Source organism: Oceanobacillus caeni (assembly GCF_019037185.1).
Classification (GTDB): Bacteria; Bacillota; Bacilli; order Bacillales; family Amphibacillaceae; genus Oceanobacillus; species Oceanobacillus caeni.
Genome location: NZ_JAHHXM010000026.1, coordinates 1 through 21,324 on the forward strand (window position 1 = coordinate 1; position 21,324 = coordinate 21,324).

At 36.9% G+C, this 21,324-nt stretch carries 18 protein-coding genes; 11 read left to right on the forward strand and 7 right to left on the reverse strand.

Going from position 1 to position 21,324, the window contains the following annotated elements; genetic code table 11:
- Window positions 1-99: 99 nt before the first annotated feature.
- Complete coding sequence (locus KM885_RS13000; protein ID WP_047186567.1) at window positions 100-348, forward strand: type II toxin-antitoxin system prevent-host-death family antitoxin; 249 nt, start codon at window positions 100-102, stop codon at window positions 346-348.
- Window positions 349-352: 4 nt separating this feature from the next.
- On the forward strand, window positions 353-688 hold the full coding sequence (locus KM885_RS13005; RefSeq protein ID WP_060669186.1) for a type II toxin-antitoxin system RelE/ParE family toxin: 336 nt from the start codon (window positions 353-355) through the stop codon (window positions 686-688).
- A gap of 324 nt (window positions 689-1,012) precedes the next feature.
- Here the strand turns inward: KM885_RS13005 and KM885_RS13010 are convergent, their stop codons facing one another.
- From KM885_RS13010 to KM885_RS13030, 5 genes are all read right to left on the reverse strand, one after another.
- Window positions 1,013-2,575, reverse strand: coding sequence for an ROK family protein (locus KM885_RS13010; RefSeq protein WP_216884110.1), 1,563 nt, complete (start codon window positions 2,573-2,575; stop codon window positions 1,013-1,015).
- Window positions 2,576-2,578: 3 nt separating this feature from the next.
- Complete coding sequence (locus KM885_RS13015) at window positions 2,579-3,670, reverse strand: DUF917 domain-containing protein (protein WP_216884111.1); 1,092 nt, start codon at window positions 3,668-3,670, stop codon at window positions 2,579-2,581.
- Between the two features lie 125 nt (window positions 3,671-3,795).
- Window positions 3,796-4,407: a TetR/AcrR family transcriptional regulator gene (locus KM885_RS13020; RefSeq protein WP_047186571.1), complete on the reverse strand. Its 612-nt coding sequence runs from the start codon at window positions 4,405-4,407 to the stop codon at window positions 3,796-3,798.
- A 163-nt stretch (window positions 4,408-4,570) separates the two neighbouring features.
- Complete coding sequence (locus KM885_RS13025) at window positions 4,571-4,903, reverse strand: hypothetical protein (protein ID WP_216884112.1); 333 nt, start codon at window positions 4,901-4,903, stop codon at window positions 4,571-4,573.
- 350 nt (window positions 4,904-5,253) lie between these two features.
- Entirely contained in the window at window positions 5,254-5,964 is a 711-nt protein-coding gene (locus tag KM885_RS13030) for an L-2-amino-thiazoline-4-carboxylic acid hydrolase (protein WP_244987017.1), read from the reverse strand.
- 111 nt (window positions 5,965-6,075) lie between these two features.
- Between KM885_RS13030 and KM885_RS13035 the strand changes: the two genes are divergently transcribed.
- From KM885_RS13035 to ybaK, 3 genes are all read left to right on the forward strand, one after another.
- The gene (locus KM885_RS13035) at window positions 6,076-7,539 is read left to right on the forward strand and encodes a sodium/proline symporter (RefSeq protein WP_216884113.1); all 1,464 of its coding nucleotides are present in this window, start codon (window positions 6,076-6,078) and stop codon (window positions 7,537-7,539) included.
- A gap of 385 nt (window positions 7,540-7,924) precedes the next feature.
- A complete protein-coding gene (locus KM885_RS13040) occupies window positions 7,925-8,152 on the forward strand; it encodes a hypothetical protein (RefSeq protein WP_060669237.1) in 228 nt (75 codons plus the stop codon).
- Between the two features lie 405 nt (window positions 8,153-8,557).
- Window positions 8,558-9,043 (forward strand): Cys-tRNA(Pro) deacylase, encoded by a 486-nt coding sequence (gene ybaK, locus KM885_RS13045; RefSeq protein ID WP_216884114.1) that lies wholly within the window; start codon window positions 8,558-8,560, stop codon window positions 9,041-9,043.
- A 79-nt stretch (window positions 9,044-9,122) separates the two neighbouring features.
- On the opposite strand, the gene glpT is transcribed toward ybaK, so the two are convergent.
- The gene (gene glpT, locus KM885_RS13050) at window positions 9,123-10,487 is read right to left on the reverse strand and encodes a glycerol-3-phosphate transporter (RefSeq protein ID WP_216884115.1); all 1,365 of its coding nucleotides are present in this window, start codon (window positions 10,485-10,487) and stop codon (window positions 9,123-9,125) included.
- A gap of 586 nt (window positions 10,488-11,073) precedes the next feature.
- On the opposite strand from glpT, the gene KM885_RS13055 reads away from it, so the two are divergent.
- The 3 genes from KM885_RS13055 to KM885_RS13065 all read left to right on the forward strand — a co-directional run bounded on the left by KM885_RS13055 (window position 11,074) and on the right by KM885_RS13065 (window position 15,133).
- Window positions 11,074-12,456 (forward strand): sigma-54 interaction domain-containing protein, encoded by a 1,383-nt coding sequence (locus KM885_RS13055; protein WP_216884138.1) that lies wholly within the window; start codon window positions 11,074-11,076, stop codon window positions 12,454-12,456.
- Window positions 12,457-12,608: 152 nt separating this feature from the next.
- The gene (speB, locus tag KM885_RS13060) at window positions 12,609-13,565 is read left to right on the forward strand and encodes an agmatinase (protein WP_216884116.1); all 957 of its coding nucleotides are present in this window, start codon (window positions 12,609-12,611) and stop codon (window positions 13,563-13,565) included.
- A 158-nt stretch (window positions 13,566-13,723) separates the two neighbouring features.
- The gene (locus KM885_RS13065; RefSeq protein ID WP_216884117.1) at window positions 13,724-15,133 is read left to right on the forward strand and encodes a sodium:solute symporter family protein; all 1,410 of its coding nucleotides are present in this window, start codon (window positions 13,724-13,726) and stop codon (window positions 15,131-15,133) included.
- A 197-nt stretch (window positions 15,134-15,330) separates the two neighbouring features.
- Here the strand turns inward: KM885_RS13065 and gabR are convergent, their stop codons facing one another.
- Window positions 15,331-16,749, reverse strand: a complete 1,419-nt coding sequence (gabR, locus tag KM885_RS13070) for a MocR-like transcriptional regulator GabR (protein WP_216884118.1) — start codon at window positions 16,747-16,749, stop codon at window positions 15,331-15,333.
- Between the two features lie 103 nt (window positions 16,750-16,852).
- On the opposite strand from gabR, the gene gabT reads away from it, so the two are divergent.
- The 3 genes from gabT (at window position 16,853) to KM885_RS13085 (ending at window position 21,116) form a co-directional block, all read left to right on the forward strand.
- Window positions 16,853-18,160 carry a 4-aminobutyrate--2-oxoglutarate transaminase gene (gene gabT, locus KM885_RS13075; protein ID WP_216884119.1) on the forward strand — a complete coding sequence of 436 codons (1,308 nt, stop codon included), beginning with the start codon at window positions 16,853-16,855 and terminating at the stop codon, window positions 18,158-18,160.
- Between the two features lie 13 nt (window positions 18,161-18,173).
- Window positions 18,174-19,562: an NAD-dependent succinate-semialdehyde dehydrogenase gene (locus tag KM885_RS13080; RefSeq protein WP_216884120.1), complete on the forward strand. Its 1,389-nt coding sequence runs from the start codon at window positions 18,174-18,176 to the stop codon at window positions 19,560-19,562.
- A gap of 159 nt (window positions 19,563-19,721) precedes the next feature.
- Window positions 19,722-21,116 carry an APC family permease gene (locus KM885_RS13085; protein WP_216884121.1) on the forward strand — a complete coding sequence of 465 codons (1,395 nt, stop codon included), beginning with the start codon at window positions 19,722-19,724 and terminating at the stop codon, window positions 21,114-21,116.
- Window positions 21,117-21,324: the final 208 nt, after the last annotated feature.

A 21,324-nucleotide genomic window follows, 5' to 3' on the forward strand; every position in this document is an offset into this window, starting at 1 on the left:
GTTAAACTTTTATAATTTTATATAGAATGAAGTGTTGTGAAATCCACGTATAATTTTACGTAAAATAATGGTATAATACTAACAAAAGGAGTTGATATTATGCCTAATATTAAGCCGGTGTCTGATTTAAGAAATTATAATGATGTTTTAAAAGATATATCTATGGGTGATCCAGTTTTTTTAACAAAAAATGGAAGAGGGAGATTTGCTATTCTTGATATAGAGGAATATGAAAAAAACCAATCTACAATCAAGCTTCTTTCAAAATTAATGGAGGCTGAGAGGGCCATAAAAGAGGGGGATGAATGGCTAACTGAGGAACAAGTTAAAAAAGACTTAGGAGTATAATTTTATGTGTCAATTAAGAATCAATCCCCTTGCAAAACAAGACTTGTTTGATATCAGAGAATACATTACCAAAGAGCTTGACAATCCTGGTGCTGGGGTAGATACAATTGAAAATATCATGGGGTGTTACGAAAAGCTGAAGGGTTTCCCTATGCTAGGTATTGAGTTATCATCGAAAATGGATGTTCCAACAGATTATAGATATTTAATTTGTGGAAATTACCTTGTTTTTTACAAATTAGATAAAGTCTATGTATCCATTTATCGAATTCTTTATTCAAAACGAGATTATATAAAAATACTTCTTGGTGAAGAAAAAGGTGAAATGAATAGTGAATAACAAGGGATCTACAGGGACAGACCCTTCGTCCCAACTTGCTCTGAGTGCGCACTATTAGGAATTTTCGGATCTGGTCCGCATCTTTTTATGCTTTTATTTAATAGGCATCCACACATTAATGTTGGTTTAGATGAGTTTTCAATGTATGAGAAGGTATTTTGAGAAAGGGTCTTCTCCAATTTTTAATTAAATCGTTGAAGAAAGTTGATTGGAGAGTTGTTTTTTATCTGAAGCAAGGTCGGTTACGTGGCTGATTAGTATTAGTATGACAGAGAGTAGTTCAAAAAAAGAAGCAGGAGTGGTACCATTCCTGCTTCCCGCTAGCTATACCTGAATTGCCAAGTCCCCAGCTGCTTTAACTTTAACTCTTGTTGCATTACCAGGAAGATAAGCAAGTGGTACGCTCTCCATATCTACAATTCCTACCTTTTCACTATCTGCTCCAGCTTTAATCGTTTCTGAAATAGCGAGCTCTTTTGCTTGTTTTAGTATTTCTTCTCTATTTTCTTTGCTGATGGAATAAATTTTTTCAATTTCCCCACTGATTTGTGAAATAGCTGAACCAATTGCATTTGCAACACCGCCATTTTCGGGTTGGTATACTTGAGATGCGCCTTTAATTTCATTTGGAAATAAGACACTTCCTCCACCGACAAAAACTACTGGCATATCGGCTGCGCTTGTTTTTATCTTGTCAACAGCTTCTTCTATCATTTCCACCATACGCTTGTAAATCGCTTCTAATAGATTTTTGTCAAGTTGTGCGACATTTTCCGGATTTCCTAGTTTTACTTTACCTAGGGCAACTGCTACATCTGTCGTAGTTAGAGTGGAACCGCCGAATACAAGTGCTTCTTCCAGAAGGCGGTGACCTACACTGTCAGGACCAACTGTAAATGTATTGTCCTCAGCAACGCGAATAATGGTTCCGCCTCCTAATCCAATGGAATTAATATCTGGCATACGGAAATTAGTACGAACGCCACCTAACTCGACCGCGAGAGATGATTGTCTTGGGAATCCTTTTACTAATACACCAACATCTGATGTGGTACCTCCGACGTCAACAATAATTGCATCCTTATTATCCGATAGAAATGATGCTCCACGTAAACTATTTGTCGGCCCACATGCAACGGTTAGAATTGGATATTTTAACGTATATTCTTTGGACATTAATGTTCCATCGTTTTGACAGAAAAAGACTTTAGCATGAATACCGTTATGTTGAAGTGCTTTTTCAAAACCTTCTGCAGTTGTTTTCGCTACATTGATAATAGAAGCATTTAATATGGTTGCATTTTCTCTTTCTAGTAAACCAATGCTTCCTACTTCACTAGAAAGAGAAATCGAAATATCATTTCCTAATACTTCACGTAAAATCTCCTCGGCCTTCGTTTCATGTGTTTGGTCTACAGGGGAGAAGATGGACGTAAGAGCAATCGAATCTACTTTTCCTTTAATTTCCTCCGCAATGGAGCGAATTCTGTCTTCATTTAACGTATTAATTTCGTCTCCATTATATTCGTGTCCGCCTTCAACCATATAGGTGTGTCCTCCAAGAATTGCTTGTAAATCTTCTGGTACACCGGCAAGTGGCTTAATGGCTGTCGCGGCAGGAGCACCGATTCGGATAGTGGCTACTCGATTTAGTTTTTTTCTTTCTACAATAGCATTCGTACATTGGGTTGTACCAAGCATGGCAAATTCAATATTTTCAACATTTACTTTAGCTTCTTCTACAAGTTGATGGATTGTATTATAAATGCCTGTTTCTACGTCTTCTGTAGTTGGAGTTTTTAAGGAATGAATAACCTTCATATTTCGGTCTAAAAGAACTCCATCCGTATTTGTACCACCTACATCAATACCTAAACGATAATTCATGATTTATTTTCCTGCCTTTCTGTTCAATTCTTCTACTGGTGTATAGTCGTTGTCATATCCAAAATAACGTGGACCAGCAACTTCAATTCCTCTTTCGGTACGCCATTTTTTATCAGCAGGAATGCCAATTATTGTCGTTCTTGCTCCATATCTCAATCCTTCTGTTGTGAAAGGAAGGGAAGTTTCCGTATCTAATGCACAGATTAAATCAGGTGTCATGCAGAGGATATTGTTATTTGTTTTTGCCATAAGATTTTCATTTTGAAATTCCAAATAACATTGCTCCCCTTTATCTTGACCTAGTCCTTCGATGGTTGCCATCCCGCGTACAAAGCCACCATCCGTTTTCCGTTCAATATCAGTAACTTTTCCAGTAAATAGTTTAAATCCACCTAAAAGTTTTAAAATCTCGTCGATTGGATTTTGTTTATTCTGTTTTGCTTCTCGAATGGTACGGCCGATTTCCTCTTCCAATGTTAAGGAACGGTAGATACTTGATTCTTTTACTTGTTTTCCAGTCATTGGGTAAATAGCGTTTATGACCGATCCACCCATAACCATTGTTGCAGAACGAGCTATGTTTTCTGCCCATTTTCCATTCACTGTATTTAATACCATATTATTTCCTTTTTCATCAGCCAGAACCATTGGTGTTGTACTGACATCATTTAAATAAAAAGTAACCATTTGTAACTCTGGAAAGGCTCGTCCCATACCATCTGCATCGACAACGGGTAATCCAATAGATGCAGCTAATGCGAGTGGTAACAGGGAGTTCACACCACCAGCTTCAATTGGCATCGTTGCTTTAATATTTTTATTTAATACTTTTTCTAATGATTTAAAAGCTTGTTGTGCTTGATCGGCGCTAGGGATTTTCTCTACTAATACAGTAGGGGCGCCCATCATTGCAGATGGGACAATCATATCATCATCTTCTATTTCATCGACATCAAGTAATTTCACTGGTCCGTGTTCTTCAATGGCTTGAAGTGCCATCATTTTTCCAACGAATGGGTCTCCACCACCACCAGTACCTAATAAAGCTGCTCCGATAGCAATATTTTCTATTTCTTCTTTCCCGATTAATCTCATGCTGCATCCTCCTTGATAGTTGCATTTTTATTTTTTTGAACAAATCCAATAATGATTTGGATGATAAAAGCTACTAAGAATGCATCGATACCTGATGCACCTGTTTTTGTAAATAATCCAAATCCTCAATTAAACTTTTGTCCTTCATCTATATCACTTCCAAACCTATGAATTAAGTATTGATTCATTAAATATGTCGCTTGTTTCAGATTCCTTTGGATATCGTCCTTTTCATAAATGATAATTCCCCAAAATAAACCATTTCCGAGAAAAATAAAATAATCGATGATTTCTTTTATTTCTTCTGTGTCTAAATGTGGATATCTTATAACGATTATTTCCATCAATTGGGTAACCAACCAAGAATCATAGGTTTCTAAATAGTGACGTACCTCTTCTTTTATATCAGGAATTGAGGAGTTCACCATTAACACATATGCTTTAGTCTCTTCCTGGTTTGAAGTATGATGGAAAGTTATCTTGTTCAATAATTCAGAAAATAATATGTGCAATGAATCACTTTGATATTGTTCAAAGGTCTCTTTCATGCTAGAAAAGTGATGGTTTAGAATTACTTTTATCGCTTCGATAAACAATTTCTGCTTGTTTTCGAAAAAATGATAAATCGATGCTGGCTTAATTCCTACATCTTCCGCTATTTTTCGCATTGAAGCCCCTTGATAACCATGTTCTGCAAAATTCCTAATTGTCGCTTCGATAATTCTGTCCTTTGTCATTTTTTCCTCCCTAACGTTTGTTAGGTATAATAGCACTACTTTTTAGTATCGTCAATATTTTTTAAAAATTTATTTTTAGTAAAATAGTGGAAACCAACTTAATATTGAGTGGATTGTAAAAGTAGGTGAAGCGGCGGAGTTGTGGGGGGTACCTCATCCCAGCTTACTGAAAAGGAATTGTCATCTGGATATCAGCACACATGGTCAAGATATCGGTAAACACCGTTGGAATATCAGCACACACGGGCGAGATATCGGTAAACACCGTTGGGATATCAGCACACACGGGCGAGATATCGGTAAACATTGTTGGGATATCAGTACTCATGTACAAGATATCAGTAAACACCGTAGGAATATCGGCAGTCATGGGCGAAATATCGGTAAACATCGTTGGGATATCAGCACACACGGGCGAGATATCGGTAAATATCGTTGAGATATCAGCACTCATGGTCAAGAAATCGGTAAACTCTGTAGGGATATCAGTACTCATGAGCAAGACATCAGTATAAACCTTGGAATATCAGCTCACGGTCAAGAAATCAGTAAACACCGTAGTAATATCAGTACTCATGTGTAAGATATCAGCATACACCGTAGGGATATCAGTACTCGGGGACAACCGTGTAAATGGTATCTCGGCTTTAAAAGGTGAAAAAAAGACTAAATAGAAAAAGCTATTCTCTAAATAAACAGAGAATAGCTTTTTAAACAAACGTTTTCAGAATGGATCTCCTATAAAGTTATTTTTCTAGTTTTTCTATACGCTTTATTAGCATTTTAGTTGTTTTCAATTATGACCAATTTTCGCCAATTCATTTAAGTTATTCATGAATCGGCCGATTATTCATTGGCTTTATTGTCCTCCAATATAAACCGGAAATGGCAGTTACCTTCTTTTAAAATATATTTATCATGTTCCACTTTGAAATCGGGATTAAATCCTCTAGCTACTGCAGGATCAATCATTTCACAATATAAAATTCCATATTCATGCATATCATCATCTGCCCATTGTTGGCCAAAGGGGCATACGGTGAAGTTTTGTTCAATTTCTCCTTCTTTATATTCCGTTGTGTAGGTGAATAGTTCACTTCTACCCATATCATAGTTTGTTAGGTAGTTTTCTCTCGTATTTTCTTCTCCATTTGCGCGAGCGCGTTGTGCGATTCCGCGACCGCGTTCCTCACCAAAAGTACGGACACCTTCCCGGATTGCATCTTTTCCTTTTTCTCCGAATCTATCAACAATAACTTTAGAGATTTGTGCAAAGAGCTTTGCCATTAAAGCATAATTTGTTAGATTTTCATATTTCCTCTCCGCTTGGTGATTTCTAGGAATATAGCTATATAATCGATGAATTACGCCTTCTTTAGTAGCCTGAAGAGCAATTTCTTCCGCATCTTTATATCCGAATTTTTGAACTCCTTGTTGAAACAAAGCCTTTCCTTCTTCTCCAAACTGGGTGATGACTGATTTTTCTAAGTGTGTAAAAAGTTTGGCAGTAATGTTATCCATTGACAATGGTGGTATATGAACTTTTGTTTCACTCAAAATAATACACTTCCTTCAAATTAATAGATTGACAATATTCTTATCTATATTATACTAATTCTATTATAAATGTAAATATATCCGTTTACTAGGAATTGTGGAGGAGTAATCATGAATTTGACAACAGAGAGCATTATCATTTATGCAGAAATAGCTATTTATCTTCTTATTGTATTAGGAATCGGTGTATATTTCAGTCGAAAAAAGATGCAATCATCCGACTACTTTCTAGGTGGGGATAAGATACCTGGATGGGTTTTAGCCTTCTCTGAGAGAGCAACTGCAGAATCAGCTTATATGTTCTTAGGGGCGGTTGGTTTCATTTATTTAGCTGGTTTGTCTGGGGTTTGGCTATTGTCTGGAATGTTTATCGGGATTATATTTTCTTGGAGTTTCTTAGCAAAAAGATTTTACCAAGAGAGGAAAAGGTATAATGTCTATACATTGCCAGATTATTTCGCAGTAAAATACCCAGAGCATGGTAGAGCGATTCGACTATTATCTGCCATTATTATGGGAGCATTTTCCCTATTTTACATAGCGGGGCAGTTTTCAGGAACAGGAAAAACGTTGTATTCGATTTCTGGTATTGATATTACTTTAGGCACAATCGTTGTCGCTATAATTGTTATTGCATATTCCTGCATGGGTGGATTTATGTCCGTTGCGTGGACAGATGCTGTTCAAAGTGCACTAATGTTACTTGCCTTTATTATCGTGCCAATTGTAGCTTTCATAGAAATACAGCAAAACAATTTATCGATAAGCGAGTCGCTAGCTTCGATGGGTAATGGAGGAAACAGGTGGTTAGGTGGCCTTTCTGGATTAGCACTTGGAGCGATGTTATTAACAAACTTTTCTTGGTTTTTTGGCTTTCTTGGTGGTCAACCACAATTGAGTACACGCTTTATGGCAATTAAAAACGAGAAAGAACTAAAAACTGCGAAATGGGTGGCGTATTTATGGACCATTGTCGTGTATATTGGTGCTTTCTTGGTAGGTATTTTCGGATCGGTTCTATATAAACAAGGCACGATTGCAGATTCGGAAATGATTTTACCTCACATGGTTTCTGAGCTATTGCCACCTTGGATTGCAGGAATCATTTTTGCTGCTATTTTAGCTGCAATTATGTCGACGGCGTCCTCTCAATTATTAGTTGTGATGACATCTGTTAGTGAGGATATTATTCATAAGACATTTGGAATTAAAGCTAACGAACGCAACATTTTAAGAATATCAAGGATTACGGTTATTGTAAGTGGGATACTTGGAATTGCTATTTCATTGTTATCCGAATCATTTGTCGGTGGTGTCGTCGGTTTTGCTTGGGCTGGAATAGGGAATACATTTTCTGTCGTCGTACTTTTAACGTTCTTTTGGAAAAAAGCATCTGGAATTGGTGTCATAGCAACAATCATAACAGGCTTTTTTAGCGCGATTATTTGGACTCTTTCTCCACTGGAGGCTATCGTATCAGCCAGAGCTGGAACCTTTTTTGTGTGCCTAGCAGTTGGAATTGTATTTAGTCTATTATATCCAGATCGTAAATCAAAAGGAGAAACAACTGTTTGAGGAATGTACGATCCGAGGGACAGGGATGTTTATATTAAAATTACTGATAATTAAAACGAACGTTTGATTTATTAGGAGTTCATTGGTTTAATATGTCTAATTTACTATGAAATTGTAGTAAATAGTTCTAAATAAATGGTAATTATCACCATAAATGTTAAAGTCTTCTCTAGCTATGACTTGTTGTGATTTAGGAAAATTTGGCTATGGTCAATCTTCCGCAGCTTGTGTTACCCTCATCCTAGATGGTCGTTATTCCTGAATGGCTCCCTTTTCTATAATGATGGATAGGGAAGCGTGGATTAACATTATCTGTCTTTTAAAAAGTCGCCTAAATGATATTTTAGGTGAAATTTGTGAAAAATACTTGGAGAGGATGGGAAACTTGAAAAAATTAGGTAGAATCACAGCTGTTTTAGTAATAGCAGGAGCTTTAGTTATTGGAACTAACTTCTCTGCAAATACGGTAGAAGCAGCGTCAACTAGTAAAACGATAGGATCTACCTCCCTTGGAAGTAAGTGGAGAGATGGTGAGATTGGATTCCAGGCGGGGTGTGCATTATCAGAATGGCTTGGTTGGTTTAAATGCCATCCTTCACAGGTTCCTTGGTAATTTCGAAGGGGAAAGGTTTTAAAATGGATGACGTAAAGGAAAGCGAGTAGCAATAGTGGCTACTCGTTTTCTAGTTGCTGCGTAATTTTTATTCTGTCCTCTAAAATATTTACCTTCGTTAATCTCATCCAAAATGGAAATATTATAAGAGGGGTTGGAGGTTATTAGGTGTAGCACCAATTGGCTTATCGTGCAGCAGGGGATTTTTAAAGTTTAGGGAAAATAACGGACTACTTGTTAAAGCGAAGGACATGGTGCTAGAACGTAGAGACTTGTAGGGACAGGCCCCCGAATCCATCGTAGCGCTAACGGCTGAAAGGTCTGCTAGTTCAAAATGCATAACCATTTTACAAGTCTGAAATAAGCTATAAGAAGGTGTGAACCTGTGGAAAGGAAGAAAAGAATGTGGCAAAAAAGGTAACCAAAACAAATGCAGTTCGTTTGATTGAGCAGCAAAAGATTCCCTATGAATTATTAGAATATAACACTGAAGACGGAAAACCGGTAGATGGTATTTCTGTTTCTGAAAAAATCGGTTATCCTCATGAATACGTTTATAAAACATTAGTTACTACAGCTGGTGCAAATCGTTACTACGTCTTTGTTGTGCCTGTTGCAAAGGAATTGGATTTGAAAAAAGCAGCTAAGGCGATAGGTGAGAAGAAAATTGAAATGCTTGCAATGAAGGATTTACTAAATCTAACTGGTTATATTCGTGGTGGTTGCTCACCAATCGGTATGAAAAAGCTGTTTCCAACCTATATTAATGTAAGTGCAGAAAAGTTGGAGTTTATGATTGTTAGTGCAGGAAAAATTGGAATGCAGTTAATAATAGCACCACAAGATTTGGCTAAAGCTTGTCGGGCAAAGTTTGCGGATGTTATTTCTTGAAAATAGGTGAGAATTACTAACTTACAGATAAAATAACAAAAGCTGCCTAATAAAATATTAGACAGCTACCCTAAGATTATTAGTATTTTTTAATGACTTCTTGTCCACGGACATTCCATGTAAGAGCAAATAAAACAACAGCTAGGGCACAAGAAATAGTTAGAAGAATAAATCCAGCATTCCAACCAGATCCTTCTACTACTGCCCCCATAATAGCGTTTGCTGCAACAGAACCACCAAGGTAACCGAATAAACCGGTTAATCCAGCAGCGGTACCTGCAGCTTTTTTAGGAACAAAGTCAAGTGCTTGTAAACCGATTAACATTACTGGCCCATAAATTAAGAATCCAATAGCAATTAATGCAATATGGTCAATCAATGGATTTCCAGCAGGATTTAACCAATAAACAAGAACTGCAATTAATACTCCTAGCATGAAAACCACACCAGCTGGTCCACGGCGCCCTTTAAATAATTTGTCAGAAATCCAGCCACATAATAATGTACCTGGAATACCAGCCCACTCATATAAAAAATAAGCGACACCAGATTCATTCATATTGAAGCCTTTTTCTTCACTTAAATAGGTTGGAGCCCAGTCTAGAACGCCGTAGCGAACAAAATAAACAAAAATGTTCGCAATTGCAATTGCCCAAACCCATTTGTTATTTAATACATACTTAAATAAAATTTCTTTTGTAGTTAACTCTGTTTCAAACGTTTTCTTCGATTTACTTGGATAATCATTACGATGTTCTTCAATTGACGGTAAACCAACTGATTGTGGAGTATCACGAATAAGCATATATGCAACAATGGCTACTAAAATAGCAACAATTGCAGGTATAATGAATACCCCTTCATATCCGATAAAGTGTGCACCAAAATATGTGGAGATTATGGAAACACCTGCAATAGCCAATGGAGCCATTAGCCCTCCACCAACATTGTGTGCCACATTCCATATTGCGGTTTTACTACCTCTCTCATTAACACTGAACCAGTGTACTAACACGCGACCTGATGGTGGCCAGCCCATACCTTGAAACCAACCATTTATAAATAACATAATAAACATAATAGCAACTGTCGATGTAAAGAATGGAACAAATCCCATTAATAAATTAATGATAGCAGATAAGATTAAACCAGCTACTAAAAATATCCTGGCGTTACTCCTGTCCGAAACAGTACCCATTACAAATTTACTAATTCCATATGCAATAGATATAGCTGATAAGGCCAGCCCTAATTCCCCTTTTGAAAATCCTTCTTCTTGTAGATATGGCATTGCTAAAGAGAAGTTTTTACGAATTAAATAATAAGCTGCGTAACCGATAAAGATACCAATAAATACCTGTAACCTTAGCTTCTTATACTCAGAATCAATTTGATCCTCAGGTAATCTTTTCACTGCTGGAGCAGGTTTAAAAAGTTTTAACATACTAACCCTCCTAAGATGAAATATACAAATAGATGAAATATACAAATAGATGAAATGTTGTTAATTGCGAGGAATAAAAAAGAAACTAATTAAGTTCTAACCCCCTTTGTAATAGAAAGAACGAAAAAAATTCAACTAAAATCTACACACTTGTTGGGTGTACAATTATTAGTTGAATCTCCAAATCTCCATCACAATTAACTTGTACTGTTATTGTAAACGCTCTTTTGTATGAGGTCAATATATTTTGTAGGAATTAGGGTCAGCCCCAACCACTTAGTTTATTGTCAATCTTTTGAAATTCGTAGGTTAAATTGCTGAGTTTTACAAAATTTATTTCTGGATCCGGAAAAGGGTGCTGAAAAAGGGCTTTTCAATGGTCTCAAAACTGTCACTGTGTTCCATGGAAAAAAGAAGTATTCCTTAACTCTTCTCTAATTAAATTCCGAATATTCACCTGTTGCTTGGTTTTCAATGTTATTAATCTATTTAAAATTATATAAATAGTGGTACAATAGCGCTAAGTATATCTAGAAATTTGTCAAAAAGAGGTGATAGGTTGGTGAATGAATTAGAGCTTCTAAAAATGGAATTGGATGGGATCCTTGATGCATCCAACGATAATATTGTTGTAACAGATGGAGAAGGAAGGGTTCTACGGGTTAGTTCCAATTGTACCAGCATTTATGGAAAGGAACAGGACGATTTAGTTGGTAAAACGATATTCCACTTAGAAAAGGAGCACATTTTTTATCCCTCGGTAACGGCATTCGTCTTAAAAGAGAAAAAGGAAGTTCAGGTCATGCAAAGGACCCCGACTGGTAAGGTTATTATGGCTACTGGGATTCCTGTATTTGACTGGAAACGTGATATTGTTCGGGTTATTAGTTTTTCCCATGATTTAACGGAAATCCAACAGTTAAAAGAAGACTATGAACAATTACGTACAAAAATGGTGAAATATGAGTCCGAGATAGAAGAATTAAGAGAAAAAGAATCAAAACCTGATCAAGTTGTCATTAAAAGTAAAGCGATGATGGAAATACGTGAATTATTGAATCGTGTAGCAAAGTCGGATGCAACTGTTGTTTTACTTGGGGAGTCAGGAGTTGGGAAAAATGTCTTTGCCCGTTCTTTACACGATGGAAGTGATAGACATAAGGCTGAGTTTATCGAGGTAAATTGTGGAGCGATTCCGGAGACGCTTTTTGAATCTGAATTATTCGGCTATGAACCTGGGTCTTTTACTGGTGCTAGTAAAAATGGTAAAGCAGGGATGATTGAGCTTGCCCATCAAGGAACGTTATTTCTTGACGAAATTGCTGAATTACCACTTGCGATTCAAGTTAAATTATTAAAAGTACTACAAGATAGGAAGGTTACCCGTATTGGCGGTTCTAAGTCAAAGAATGTTGATTTCAGGCTTATTGTTGCAACCAATCAGGACTTGGAGGAAATGGTTAATCAAGGGAAGTTCAGAAAGGACTTATTTTATCGCTTGAATGTGATACCGATTACAATTCCTCCATTGCGTGATAGGAAAGACGATATTTATCATCTAGCTCAAAATTATTTGTCTATTTTCAATAAGAAATATAACATGAAAAAATTTTTTCATTCGTCGACAATAGATGCTTTTCAGCAATATGAATGGCCTGGAAATGTCCGAGAACTTGAAAATCTTGTTGAACGTTTAGTATTAACTTCCGATACAAACGTAATTTATCCGTCCAGTCTACCCTTTGTCAAAGAGATGGAAACGTTTGAGCAATATAGAGAGGAATGGCCGCTTGAAACCTTTGAACAACGAGGATTGACATTGCAGGAAGCATTGGAAGAAGTTGAAAAAAGTTGGTTGAGACGTGCTTATAGACAATATAAAACTACGTACGAAATGGCCGATTATCTTGGCTTGAGTCAGCCGACAGTTGTCCGCCGTTTGAAAAAGTACAATATTAATTCAAAATGAATCAAATAATTCATTTTGAATTAATAGATTATGTTTTGATTCAATAATGAATTGATTTTTTAAAGAAGTAGCTTGATAATACAACTTTTTATAATTGGCATGAAATTTGCAATCTATAATTTACAAAAATAATAATTTGGGGAGGAATTAAAATGTATCAACCAAAAGATTCATCAAAATCACCGCGCTTTACAGGACCGCGTACATTTATGCGATTGGAACATATTGAAACAACAGACAATGTAGATTTTGTAGTTATGGGGGTACCATTCGATACAGCTGCATCTAACCGAACTGGACAAAGATATGGCCCACAACATATTCGGGATTTTTCTGTATTGCTTCGTCCTTATAACCCTGATCAGGATATAAATATTTTTGATTATTGTTCTGGAGTAGATTACGGGGATGTAGATGTCATTCCAGGAAATATTCATCGAACTTACGATAACATTGTAAATGCACTTGAACCAGTCCTAGATAAAGAGATAATTCCGGTTATAATGGGTGGCGATCATTCTATTTCATTGGGTCATTTACGAGCTTTTGCAAAAAAATATGGACCGATTGCACTTGTTCACTTTGATTCGCACGGTGATACATGGGACAATTATTTCGGTGAAAAGTATATGCACGGAACACCATTCCGTCGAGCTGTAGAAGAAGGATTGATTGATGTTGATCATTCCATTCAGGTAGGTATGCGTGGGCCACTTTATGGTCCAGAAGATATTGAAGATGCGAGGAAGCTTGGATACGAAGTTATTCCAATGAAGGAAGTAAGAGAAATCGGTTATGAAAAGGTGATTGAGCGAATTCATGCCCGCGCAGGAGATAGACCGGTATTTGTTACATATGACATCGACTTCCTTGATCCTGCCTATGCACCAGGAACAGGTACACCTGAGGTAGGCGGTCCAACTAGTTATGAGGGGCTAGAATATGTCAGAGGTTTACACGGGCTTGATATTAAAGGTTTTGACCTTGTTGAAGTTTTACCGACATATGACAGTGGTGAAATTACAGCTGTAGCAGCATCTTCAATCATTTTTGAGATGATCAGTTTGATAGCTATGAAAAAACGTACACAGCAAGAAGAAAATAAATAAAGGTATTATGAGGTGAGAATTTCTACTTATAGGGTTCTTTACCTCCTTCTATTATATTCATTCAAATGGTAGGGAATTATTATAAATAACGGATGTGGTTTTCTGAATATTCTGTTGTGGATCTATATTAAAAAAGTTATAAGGAAGGTGAGACGGAAATGACATGGATTGATATGATGATTATTATTATTTATTTCGCTATCCTTGTTGTAGTCGGTATAATTGGTACCATTAAAGCGAAAACATCAGAAATCTATATTTTAGCAGGGAGAAATCTTGGCGTTTTCATGCTCTTTGGTTGTTTGACTGCTGTTTTTCTTGGTGGTTCTTCGACAATAGGGTCAGCCCAACTCGGTTATGAAATTGGATTTTCAGGAGTTTGGTTTGTCTTTTCAATGGGCCTAGGTATTACCTTTTTTGGTATTTTTTTGCTTAAAAAGGTAACTGGCTATAAATTAATGACTATTAGTGAGTTACTTGGTAAACTCTTTAATGTTGAATCAAAATTAATTGGAGCTGTAATCGCCGCTATTTATGCCCTAATGGTAAGTGTTACCCAAGTAATTGCTATTGGTGCGCTTTTAAGTGCTATTTTCGATTGGAATTTGGTTTTCTCCATGTTAATCGGTGGGGGAGTCGTGTTTTTCTATACCATTCTTGGTGGTATGTGGTCTGTGTCCATGACAGATATTATCCAGTTTTCGATCATGACAGCTGGTATATTTTTAATCATGCTACCAACCAGCTTGTCAAAAGTAGGAGGTTTTGCTGAATTAACAGCACAATTGCCTAGCTCGTACTTTGATTTTTCTGCTATTGGGTTTAAGGAAATTATCCAATATCTCTTGACCTTTACACTTGGAATGATGGTAGGGCAGGATATTTGGCAGCGCTATTTTACTGCAAAGAACCTTAAAACAGCCCGTACTGGGGGAATACTTGTCGGAGTCTATAGTCTATTATATTCTTTAGCAATGGTTATTATTGGTATGTGTGCGCTTATTGTCCTTCCAAGTATAGAGAATACACAAAATGTCTTTACAAGTATGGCCTTTGAAACATTACCTACGGGGCTTCTAGGCATCGTTTTTGCGGCAGTGGCAGCAGCAATTATGTCAACCGCATCTGGTACATTATTGGCTTCTTCAACCTTAATTACTAAAGATATTTTAAAGGATCATTTTTTTAAAGATATATCGGATAGGCAATTTTTGTTACTATCACGTGTAACTACGTTGGTTATTGGTATCGTTGCCATTGTTATTGCACTATGGATTCAAGAGCTTCTTGTTGCAATTGATGTAGCCTATGCCCTGTTAGCGGGATCCATTTTCATTCCGATAGTGTTTGGTTTGTTTTGGAAAAGAGCTACTGCAAAAGCTGCATTTTATTCGATTGTGATTAGTGCGGTGGTTGTTTTAGCCGGCCTTGCTATTGAAGGGCTCTCTTCAAGTAACCCGATATTATATGGAATCGCTGTCAATATTATTGTGATGATTGTTGTTTCAATGATGGATCGAACGGAAAAACCGGAAGAAGTGCAGACCAACGAAACGATGGATGCGTGATCAACGTTGTTAGTTGTTTCAGAATTAAATAATTCCAATTAGGAAATTAACTTCTCTGAAATTAGTATTTTACTTTCAAAAAGATAGAATTAAGATTTGCCCCATTTTAGAGGGTAGTAACACTACTATCCTCTAAAAATGAGACTATGGAGATTCCCAACTCGAAAAAGGGATATTTCCGTGATCCCCAATTTTCCCTAATAAATTACCCGATACAACCGCTCCACAGCTTCTCCAATATCTTCTTCTTGGATAGTTGCAAACCCAATGATTAACGTTATTTTATTTTCATTTGCAGGAATCTCTTTTAACATAAATCGGGTAAGGGAATAGATTTCTAGTTTTTCCTCTTTAGCCTTTGCCTCTACTTCTTCATAGGTTTTGTTTGTTTTGAATTCGGCAAGAAAATGAAGACCCGCTGGAATATCCTGGATGGTAATGTCTTGTTTGAATCGAAACCTAAGCTTTTGAATAAGTTGTTTTCTTTTATTTTCATAATGATGGTTCATTCGTTTGATGTGCTTTGCATACTCCCCAGTTTCTATAAAATAATGGAGCGTGAACAAATTTAATGAATTGCTTCCTTGTATCCAGCTGGAATAATGACGTTTATATTCTCTTAATAGTTTTATAGGCAAGACAAGATAACTTATCCGAAAACTTGGCAGCATTGTTTTGGAAAAGGTACCGGCGTAGATGACACGTTGATTGCGGTCAAGACTTTGTAAGGAAGGGATGTTATCGGTTCCATATTTAAATTCACTATCATAATCATCCTCCACAATATAGGCATCATGAGCATTAACAACCCAATTTAGTATTTCAATTCTTCTTGATATAGGCATAATATTGCCTGTTGGGAATTGATGAGATGGTGTAATAAAAAGAAAGTTAGGGTTCAATGCTTCGACTTTTTCTACGTTAATGCCTTGCTCATCTAACGGAATCGGTGTGACTCTAAAATTCATATTCTCTAACAGTTGGTAGAAGCGAAAGTAACCGGGATTTTCCATAGCAACTTTTGTGTTTTGCTTTTGCATACTCATTAGTTGACGAATAAGTGGTTGTGTTCCAGGTCCAATAATGACTTGTTCTGGTTCACAAACTACCCCGCGACTCCTTGCAATTAAACGTGAAATAGTTTGACGAACAAGATAAGGACCTTGTGGATGGGCGATTTCCGAAAGCTCTTCTCCGTGATTTTTAATTGCCATCTTTTCGCATTTCATCCATTCCTTGAAGGGAAACATGGTAATATCCGCCGTCATATGGGATAAAGAAAGCCAAGCTGATTTATCCTCTGTATGCTTTTCCCTTAAATCAAGTGGGAAATCCATCTGTTTGGAAAATTCATTTGGACTTTCAAATTTCGTTATTTTTTCTACATAGTATCCTTTTCTTTCAATGGTATAAATATATCCTTCAGCAAGTAGCTGTTCATATGCATTAGAAACCGAATTGATGCTTACCCCCAGTTCCTCCGCTAATTTCCTTTTAGAAGGGAGTTTTTCATCGGTGAGAAGCTTTTTATTTAAAATCAATTTCCTAATTTCCGTATAGATTTGTTGATAGATGAACTTTTTTTGATTATTGGTGTTGATTTTAATAAAAATCATTCTCTCGCTCCAATCTGGTACCTTTGGAATTTGAATTCTGGTACTTTTCATTATAACAGAAAATTGTAAAATTATAACATATTAACATTTTAGGGGGCGAATAATGATGACAACAACAGTTGGAATGGAAGAACTTCAAGAAAAAAGGAAAAAATATATACCTAAAGGTGTAAGTAATGGTAATTTGAATGTGGCAAGTTACGCGAAAGATGCAACCATTACAGATATGGACGGGAAAGAGTGGATTGATTTTGCTGGGGCCATTGGAACATTAAATGTAGGTCATACTCATCCTAAGGTAACGGCTGCCGTAAAAGAACAAGTGGATAAATTCTTGCATCCTGGTTTCAATGTCATGATGTATGATGGATACATTAACTTGGCAGAAAAATTATGTGAAATTACACCAGGAAATTTTGATAAGCAGGCACTTCTCTTAAATTCAGGAGCAGAAGCTGTTGAAAATGCAATAAAGGTATCACGTAAATATACAGGAAGGCAAGCTGTTGTTTCATTTGTTCGCGGGTTTCATGGAAGAACCAACATGACAATGAGCATGACAAGTAAAGTGAAACCATATAAATTTGGATTCGGCCCTTTTGCACCAGAAGTGTATCAAGCGCCATTTCCATATTTATATCAGAAACCAGCAGGATTAACGGATGATGAATATGTGGATCTAACCATTCAAAACTTCAAAGATTTCTTTGTAGAAACGGTAGCACCGGAAAACGTTGCATGTGTGGTTATGGAACCAGTTCAAGGTGAAGGTGGATTTATTATTCCTCCGAAGAAATTTGTTCAAGAAGTAAGAGATTTCTGTTCCGAACATGGCATTGTTTTTGTAGCAGATGAAATCCAAACTGGCTTTGGACGTACAGGAAAACTTTTTGCAATGGAACACTTTGATGTCGTACCTGATCTTGTAACGGTTTCCAAGTCACTTGCTGCAGGACTCCCACTAAGTGGTGTCGTTGGTAGAAAAGAAATTTTAGATGCAGCGAACCCTGGAGAACTCGGCGGAACCTATGCTGGTAGCCCTGTAGCTTGTGCTGCTGCATTAGCGGTTATCGATATAATTGAGGAAGAAGATTTACTCACCAAATCTGAACTTCTTGGACAAAAATTGGAAGACAAACTTCAAGAACTTCGAAAAAAATATGAATTCGTTGGTGATATTCGTCGTTTAGGATCCATGGTAGCGGTGGAAATCGTGGATAACCAAATAGACAAAAATCCGGATAAAGCAAGAACAGGAGCAATAACAACATACGCTAATGAAAATGGTCTCTTACTACTTTCCGCAGGGATTAAGGGTAATGTCGTTCGTTTCCTTGCACCACTTGTAACGACAGATGTAGAATTAAATAAAGGGTTGGATATTTTAGAAGATGCCTTCCACAATGCGTAAAGGGGGAAAACAAATGACTGTGATTCAGGTTAAAAATCCAGCAACTGGTGAACGAATAAGCGAAGTAAAAGTCAATACCAAAGAAGAAATTAATGAAGCTATTTTAAGAGGCCACGAAGGTTTTAAAACATGGTCCAATGTAAATGCTCATGAACGCTCAAAACTCCTAAAAAAATGGTCTGATCTTATTCAAAATAATAAAGAAGAAATTGCAAAGGTTATGACGTTAGAGAGTGGAAAACCGATTAAAGAATCCCTTGGTGAAGTGGATTACGCGACAAGTTATATCGATTGGTATGCAGAAGAAGCCAAACGATTATATGGCCGCACTATTCCTGCAAATACGGAATCGAAGCGAATTGTAATTACGCGTAAGCCAGTAGGTCTGGTTGCAGCCATTACACCATGGAACTTTCCTGCTGCTATGATGACAAGAAAAGCGGCGCCAGCACTTGCTGCTGGATGTACTTTTATTGTGAAGCCAGCGGAAGATACACCACTGACTACAATCAAATTAATTGAACTTGCACATGAAGCAGGTATTCCAGAAAATGTCGTTCAATGTGTGAATGGATATGGTAGTGAAGTAGGAAAATTGTTTACGGACAGTAAATATATCCGAAAAATTACGTTTACTGGTTCTACTCCCGTTGGAAAACTGTTAATAAAAAACAGTGCAGATACTGTCAAACATGTGTCCATGGAACTTGGCGGACATGCCCCAGTTATTGTTGCAAAAGATGCCGATGTTGATTTAGCTGTTGACCAAACAATCGCATCGAAATTTCGCAATGCTGGACAAACATGTATTTGTGCCAATCGTTTACTTGTTCACGAGAGTATTGCTGATGAGTTCTCTGAAAAATTAGCTGCGAAAGTTCGTGAATTAAAAGTAGGAAACGGATTAAATGAAGATACACAAGTGGGACCTGTAATTAATGAAAAGGGCTTTAACAAGATTGTTTCCCAGGTTGAAGATGCCACTGCAAAAGGTGCTGAAGTAATTTGTGGAAACGAGTATAATGCCGATGCAGAAAAAGGCTTTTTCTTCGTGTACCCAACCGTTCTTAAAAATGTGAATCTTGATATGAACATTATGCAAGAAGAAACATTTGGCCCTGTTCTACCTATCACGACTTTTGAAACGTTAGAAGAAGCTGTAGACATTGCTAACGGTACACCTTATGGCTTAGCTTCTTACTTCTTTACCAATGATTATCGTACAGGTGTGTATCTGAATGAAAATCTAGAATTTGGAATCGTTGGATGGAATGATGGTGCTCCTTCCGCTGCGCATGTACCATTCGGCGGTGTGAAAGAAAGTGGAATTGGACGTGAAGGTGGAATAGAAGGTATTGAACCGTATCTGGAAACGAAATATTTATCTATCGGGAATTTATAAAGATCTCTCTTAATAGGGGGGATCTTTTCTCCCTTATTATTATAGATATAGAAGGTTGAAACATTTTCTTTTCGTTAATGTACAGATCCTTCCTTCGTATTTGGATGGTCTTATTTCAATGATAAAAAACGCACGAACAATATAACAAAGGGTGTTTGGATGAAAGAAGAAAAAAAGTTAACAAAGTCGATGTCAATGACGGACGTCCTATTCCTCTCCATGGGGGCAATGCTTGGTTGGGGATGGGTGGTTTTATCAGGTGATTGGATTAGTCAAGCTGGTTTCTTAGGAACAGCAATTGCTTTTGGTTTAGGTGGTTTATTGGTTATTTTTATCGGGCTAACCTATGCCGAACTTGCAGCAGCAATACCAGAAACAGGTGGTGGCTTAGTATTCGTTGTACGTGCCTTTAATAAGCGATTAGGATATATCGCTGCATGGAGTGTACTGTTTGGATATGTATCCGTTATCACATTTGAAGCGGTAGCATTGCCAACTGTTATCGATTACGTGATTCCAGTTAATCACTTTGGATATTTATGGTCCATGGGAGGATTTGATATCTATCTTACCTGGGCATTGATTGGTTCCGTGGGAGCTATTATACTTACATCTCTTAACTATTTTGGAGTTAAACCTGCAACTATTATGCAAAATATTTTAACTGCAGCGGTTGTACTTATTGGTTTAGTACTAGTTGTTGGCGGATTTGGAAGCGGTAACACACCGATTCTCCAATCATTACATGGGGACGGAATAGGTGGTGTAATGACCGTACTTATTATGGTTCCATTCCTATTCGTTGGATTCGATGTCATACCACAGATTGCATCAGAAGTAAAAGCACCACCCAAATTTATCGGCCGAATATTAATTATATCGATTATTGTATCGATTGTTTTCTATGTATTAATTGGCTTCGGTGTATCTGTTGGTTTATCACCAGCAGAACTAACAACTACAAATCTAGCAACTGCAGATGCGATGGGGAATCTATTTAATAGTCGGGTATTTGCTAATATTATCGTTATCGCAGGGGTTGCTGGTATTATTACGAGTTGGAATGCATTTATTATCGGTGGAAGTCGTATCCTATATGCGATGGCAATACGAGATATGATTCCAAGCTGGTTTGCTTATATTCATCCCAAATATAATACACCAACCCACGGCATTATTTTCTTAGGATTGCTCGGATTTCTTGCCCCTTTATTAGGACATTCAGCGTTAAATTGGTTTGTAAATGCAGGCGGAATTGGAATTGTAGTCGGATACTTGATTGTATCACTTTCTTTTATGAAACTACGAAAGGCAGAACCAAAATTAGAACGTCCATATAAAATTAAGTACTGGAAAACTACTGGAATTCTAGCAATTGTTTTAAGTGCACTATTTATAACACTATATTTGCCAGGAATGCCTTCATCCTTGTTATGGCCTATTGAATGGCTAATCGTCGGAGGATGGTACCTAATCGGATTAGCACTATACTTCATAGGGTCTGGTAAAAATTCAAAGCAAGGAAATAAAGAAGAATATAATGAAGTTGTTTGATTAGGACGATTAAAACAACACTGGGGGTATTTTCCTTGGTGTTGTTTTTTTTGGTGATCCCCCAATAGTCTACTAATTCATTGACTATAACTGCAAATGGGCATATGTAAATAGGTAATATCTATTATTTTCGAATTATTTGGAGGGTTCTAACAAAATAACTAGAATATAACTATAGATTAATAAAAAATGGAGGGTTTTCATGAAT

Bases quoted from the DNA above. Each gene is read 5' to 3' on its own strand.
- KM885_RS13000 (WP_047186567.1), top strand. From the start codon at position 100: ATGCCTAATATTAAGCCGGTGTCTGATTTAAGAAATTATAATGATGTT.
- KM885_RS13005 (WP_060669186.1), top strand. From the start codon at position 353: ATGTGTCAATTAAGAATCAATCCCCTTGCAAAACAAGACTTGTTTGAT.
- KM885_RS13010 (WP_216884110.1), bottom strand. From the start codon at position 2,575: ATGAATTATCGTTTAGGTATTGATGTAGGTGGTACAAATACGGATGGA.
- KM885_RS13015 (WP_216884111.1), bottom strand. From the start codon at position 3,670: ATGAGATTAATCGGGAAAGAAGAAATAGAAAATATTGCTATCGGAGCA.
- KM885_RS13020 (WP_047186571.1), bottom strand. From the start codon at position 4,407: ATGACAAAGGACAGAATTATCGAAGCGACAATTAGGAATTTTGCAGAA.
- KM885_RS13025 (WP_216884112.1), bottom strand. From the start codon at position 4,903: ATGAGTACTGATATCCCTACAGAGTTTACCGATTTCTTGACCATGAGT.
- KM885_RS13035 (WP_216884113.1), top strand. From the start codon at position 6,076: ATGAATTTGACAACAGAGAGCATTATCATTTATGCAGAAATAGCTATT.
- glpT (WP_216884115.1), bottom strand. From the start codon at position 10,487: ATGTTAAAACTTTTTAAACCTGCTCCAGCAGTGAAAAGATTACCTGAG.
- KM885_RS13055 (WP_216884138.1), top strand. From the start codon at position 11,074: ATGGAATTGGATGGGATCCTTGATGCATCCAACGATAATATTGTTGTA.
- speB (WP_216884116.1), top strand. From the start codon at position 12,609: ATGTATCAACCAAAAGATTCATCAAAATCACCGCGCTTTACAGGACCG.
- KM885_RS13065 (WP_216884117.1), top strand. From the start codon at position 13,724: ATGACATGGATTGATATGATGATTATTATTATTTATTTCGCTATCCTT.
- gabR (WP_216884118.1), bottom strand. From the start codon at position 16,749: ATGATTTTTATTAAAATCAACACCAATAATCAAAAAAAGTTCATCTAT.
- gabT (WP_216884119.1), top strand. From the start codon at position 16,853: ATGATGACAACAACAGTTGGAATGGAAGAACTTCAAGAAAAAAGGAAA.
- KM885_RS13080 (WP_216884120.1), top strand. From the start codon at position 18,174: ATGACTGTGATTCAGGTTAAAAATCCAGCAACTGGTGAACGAATAAGC.
- KM885_RS13085 (WP_216884121.1), top strand. From the start codon at position 19,722: ATGAAAGAAGAAAAAAAGTTAACAAAGTCGATGTCAATGACGGACGTC.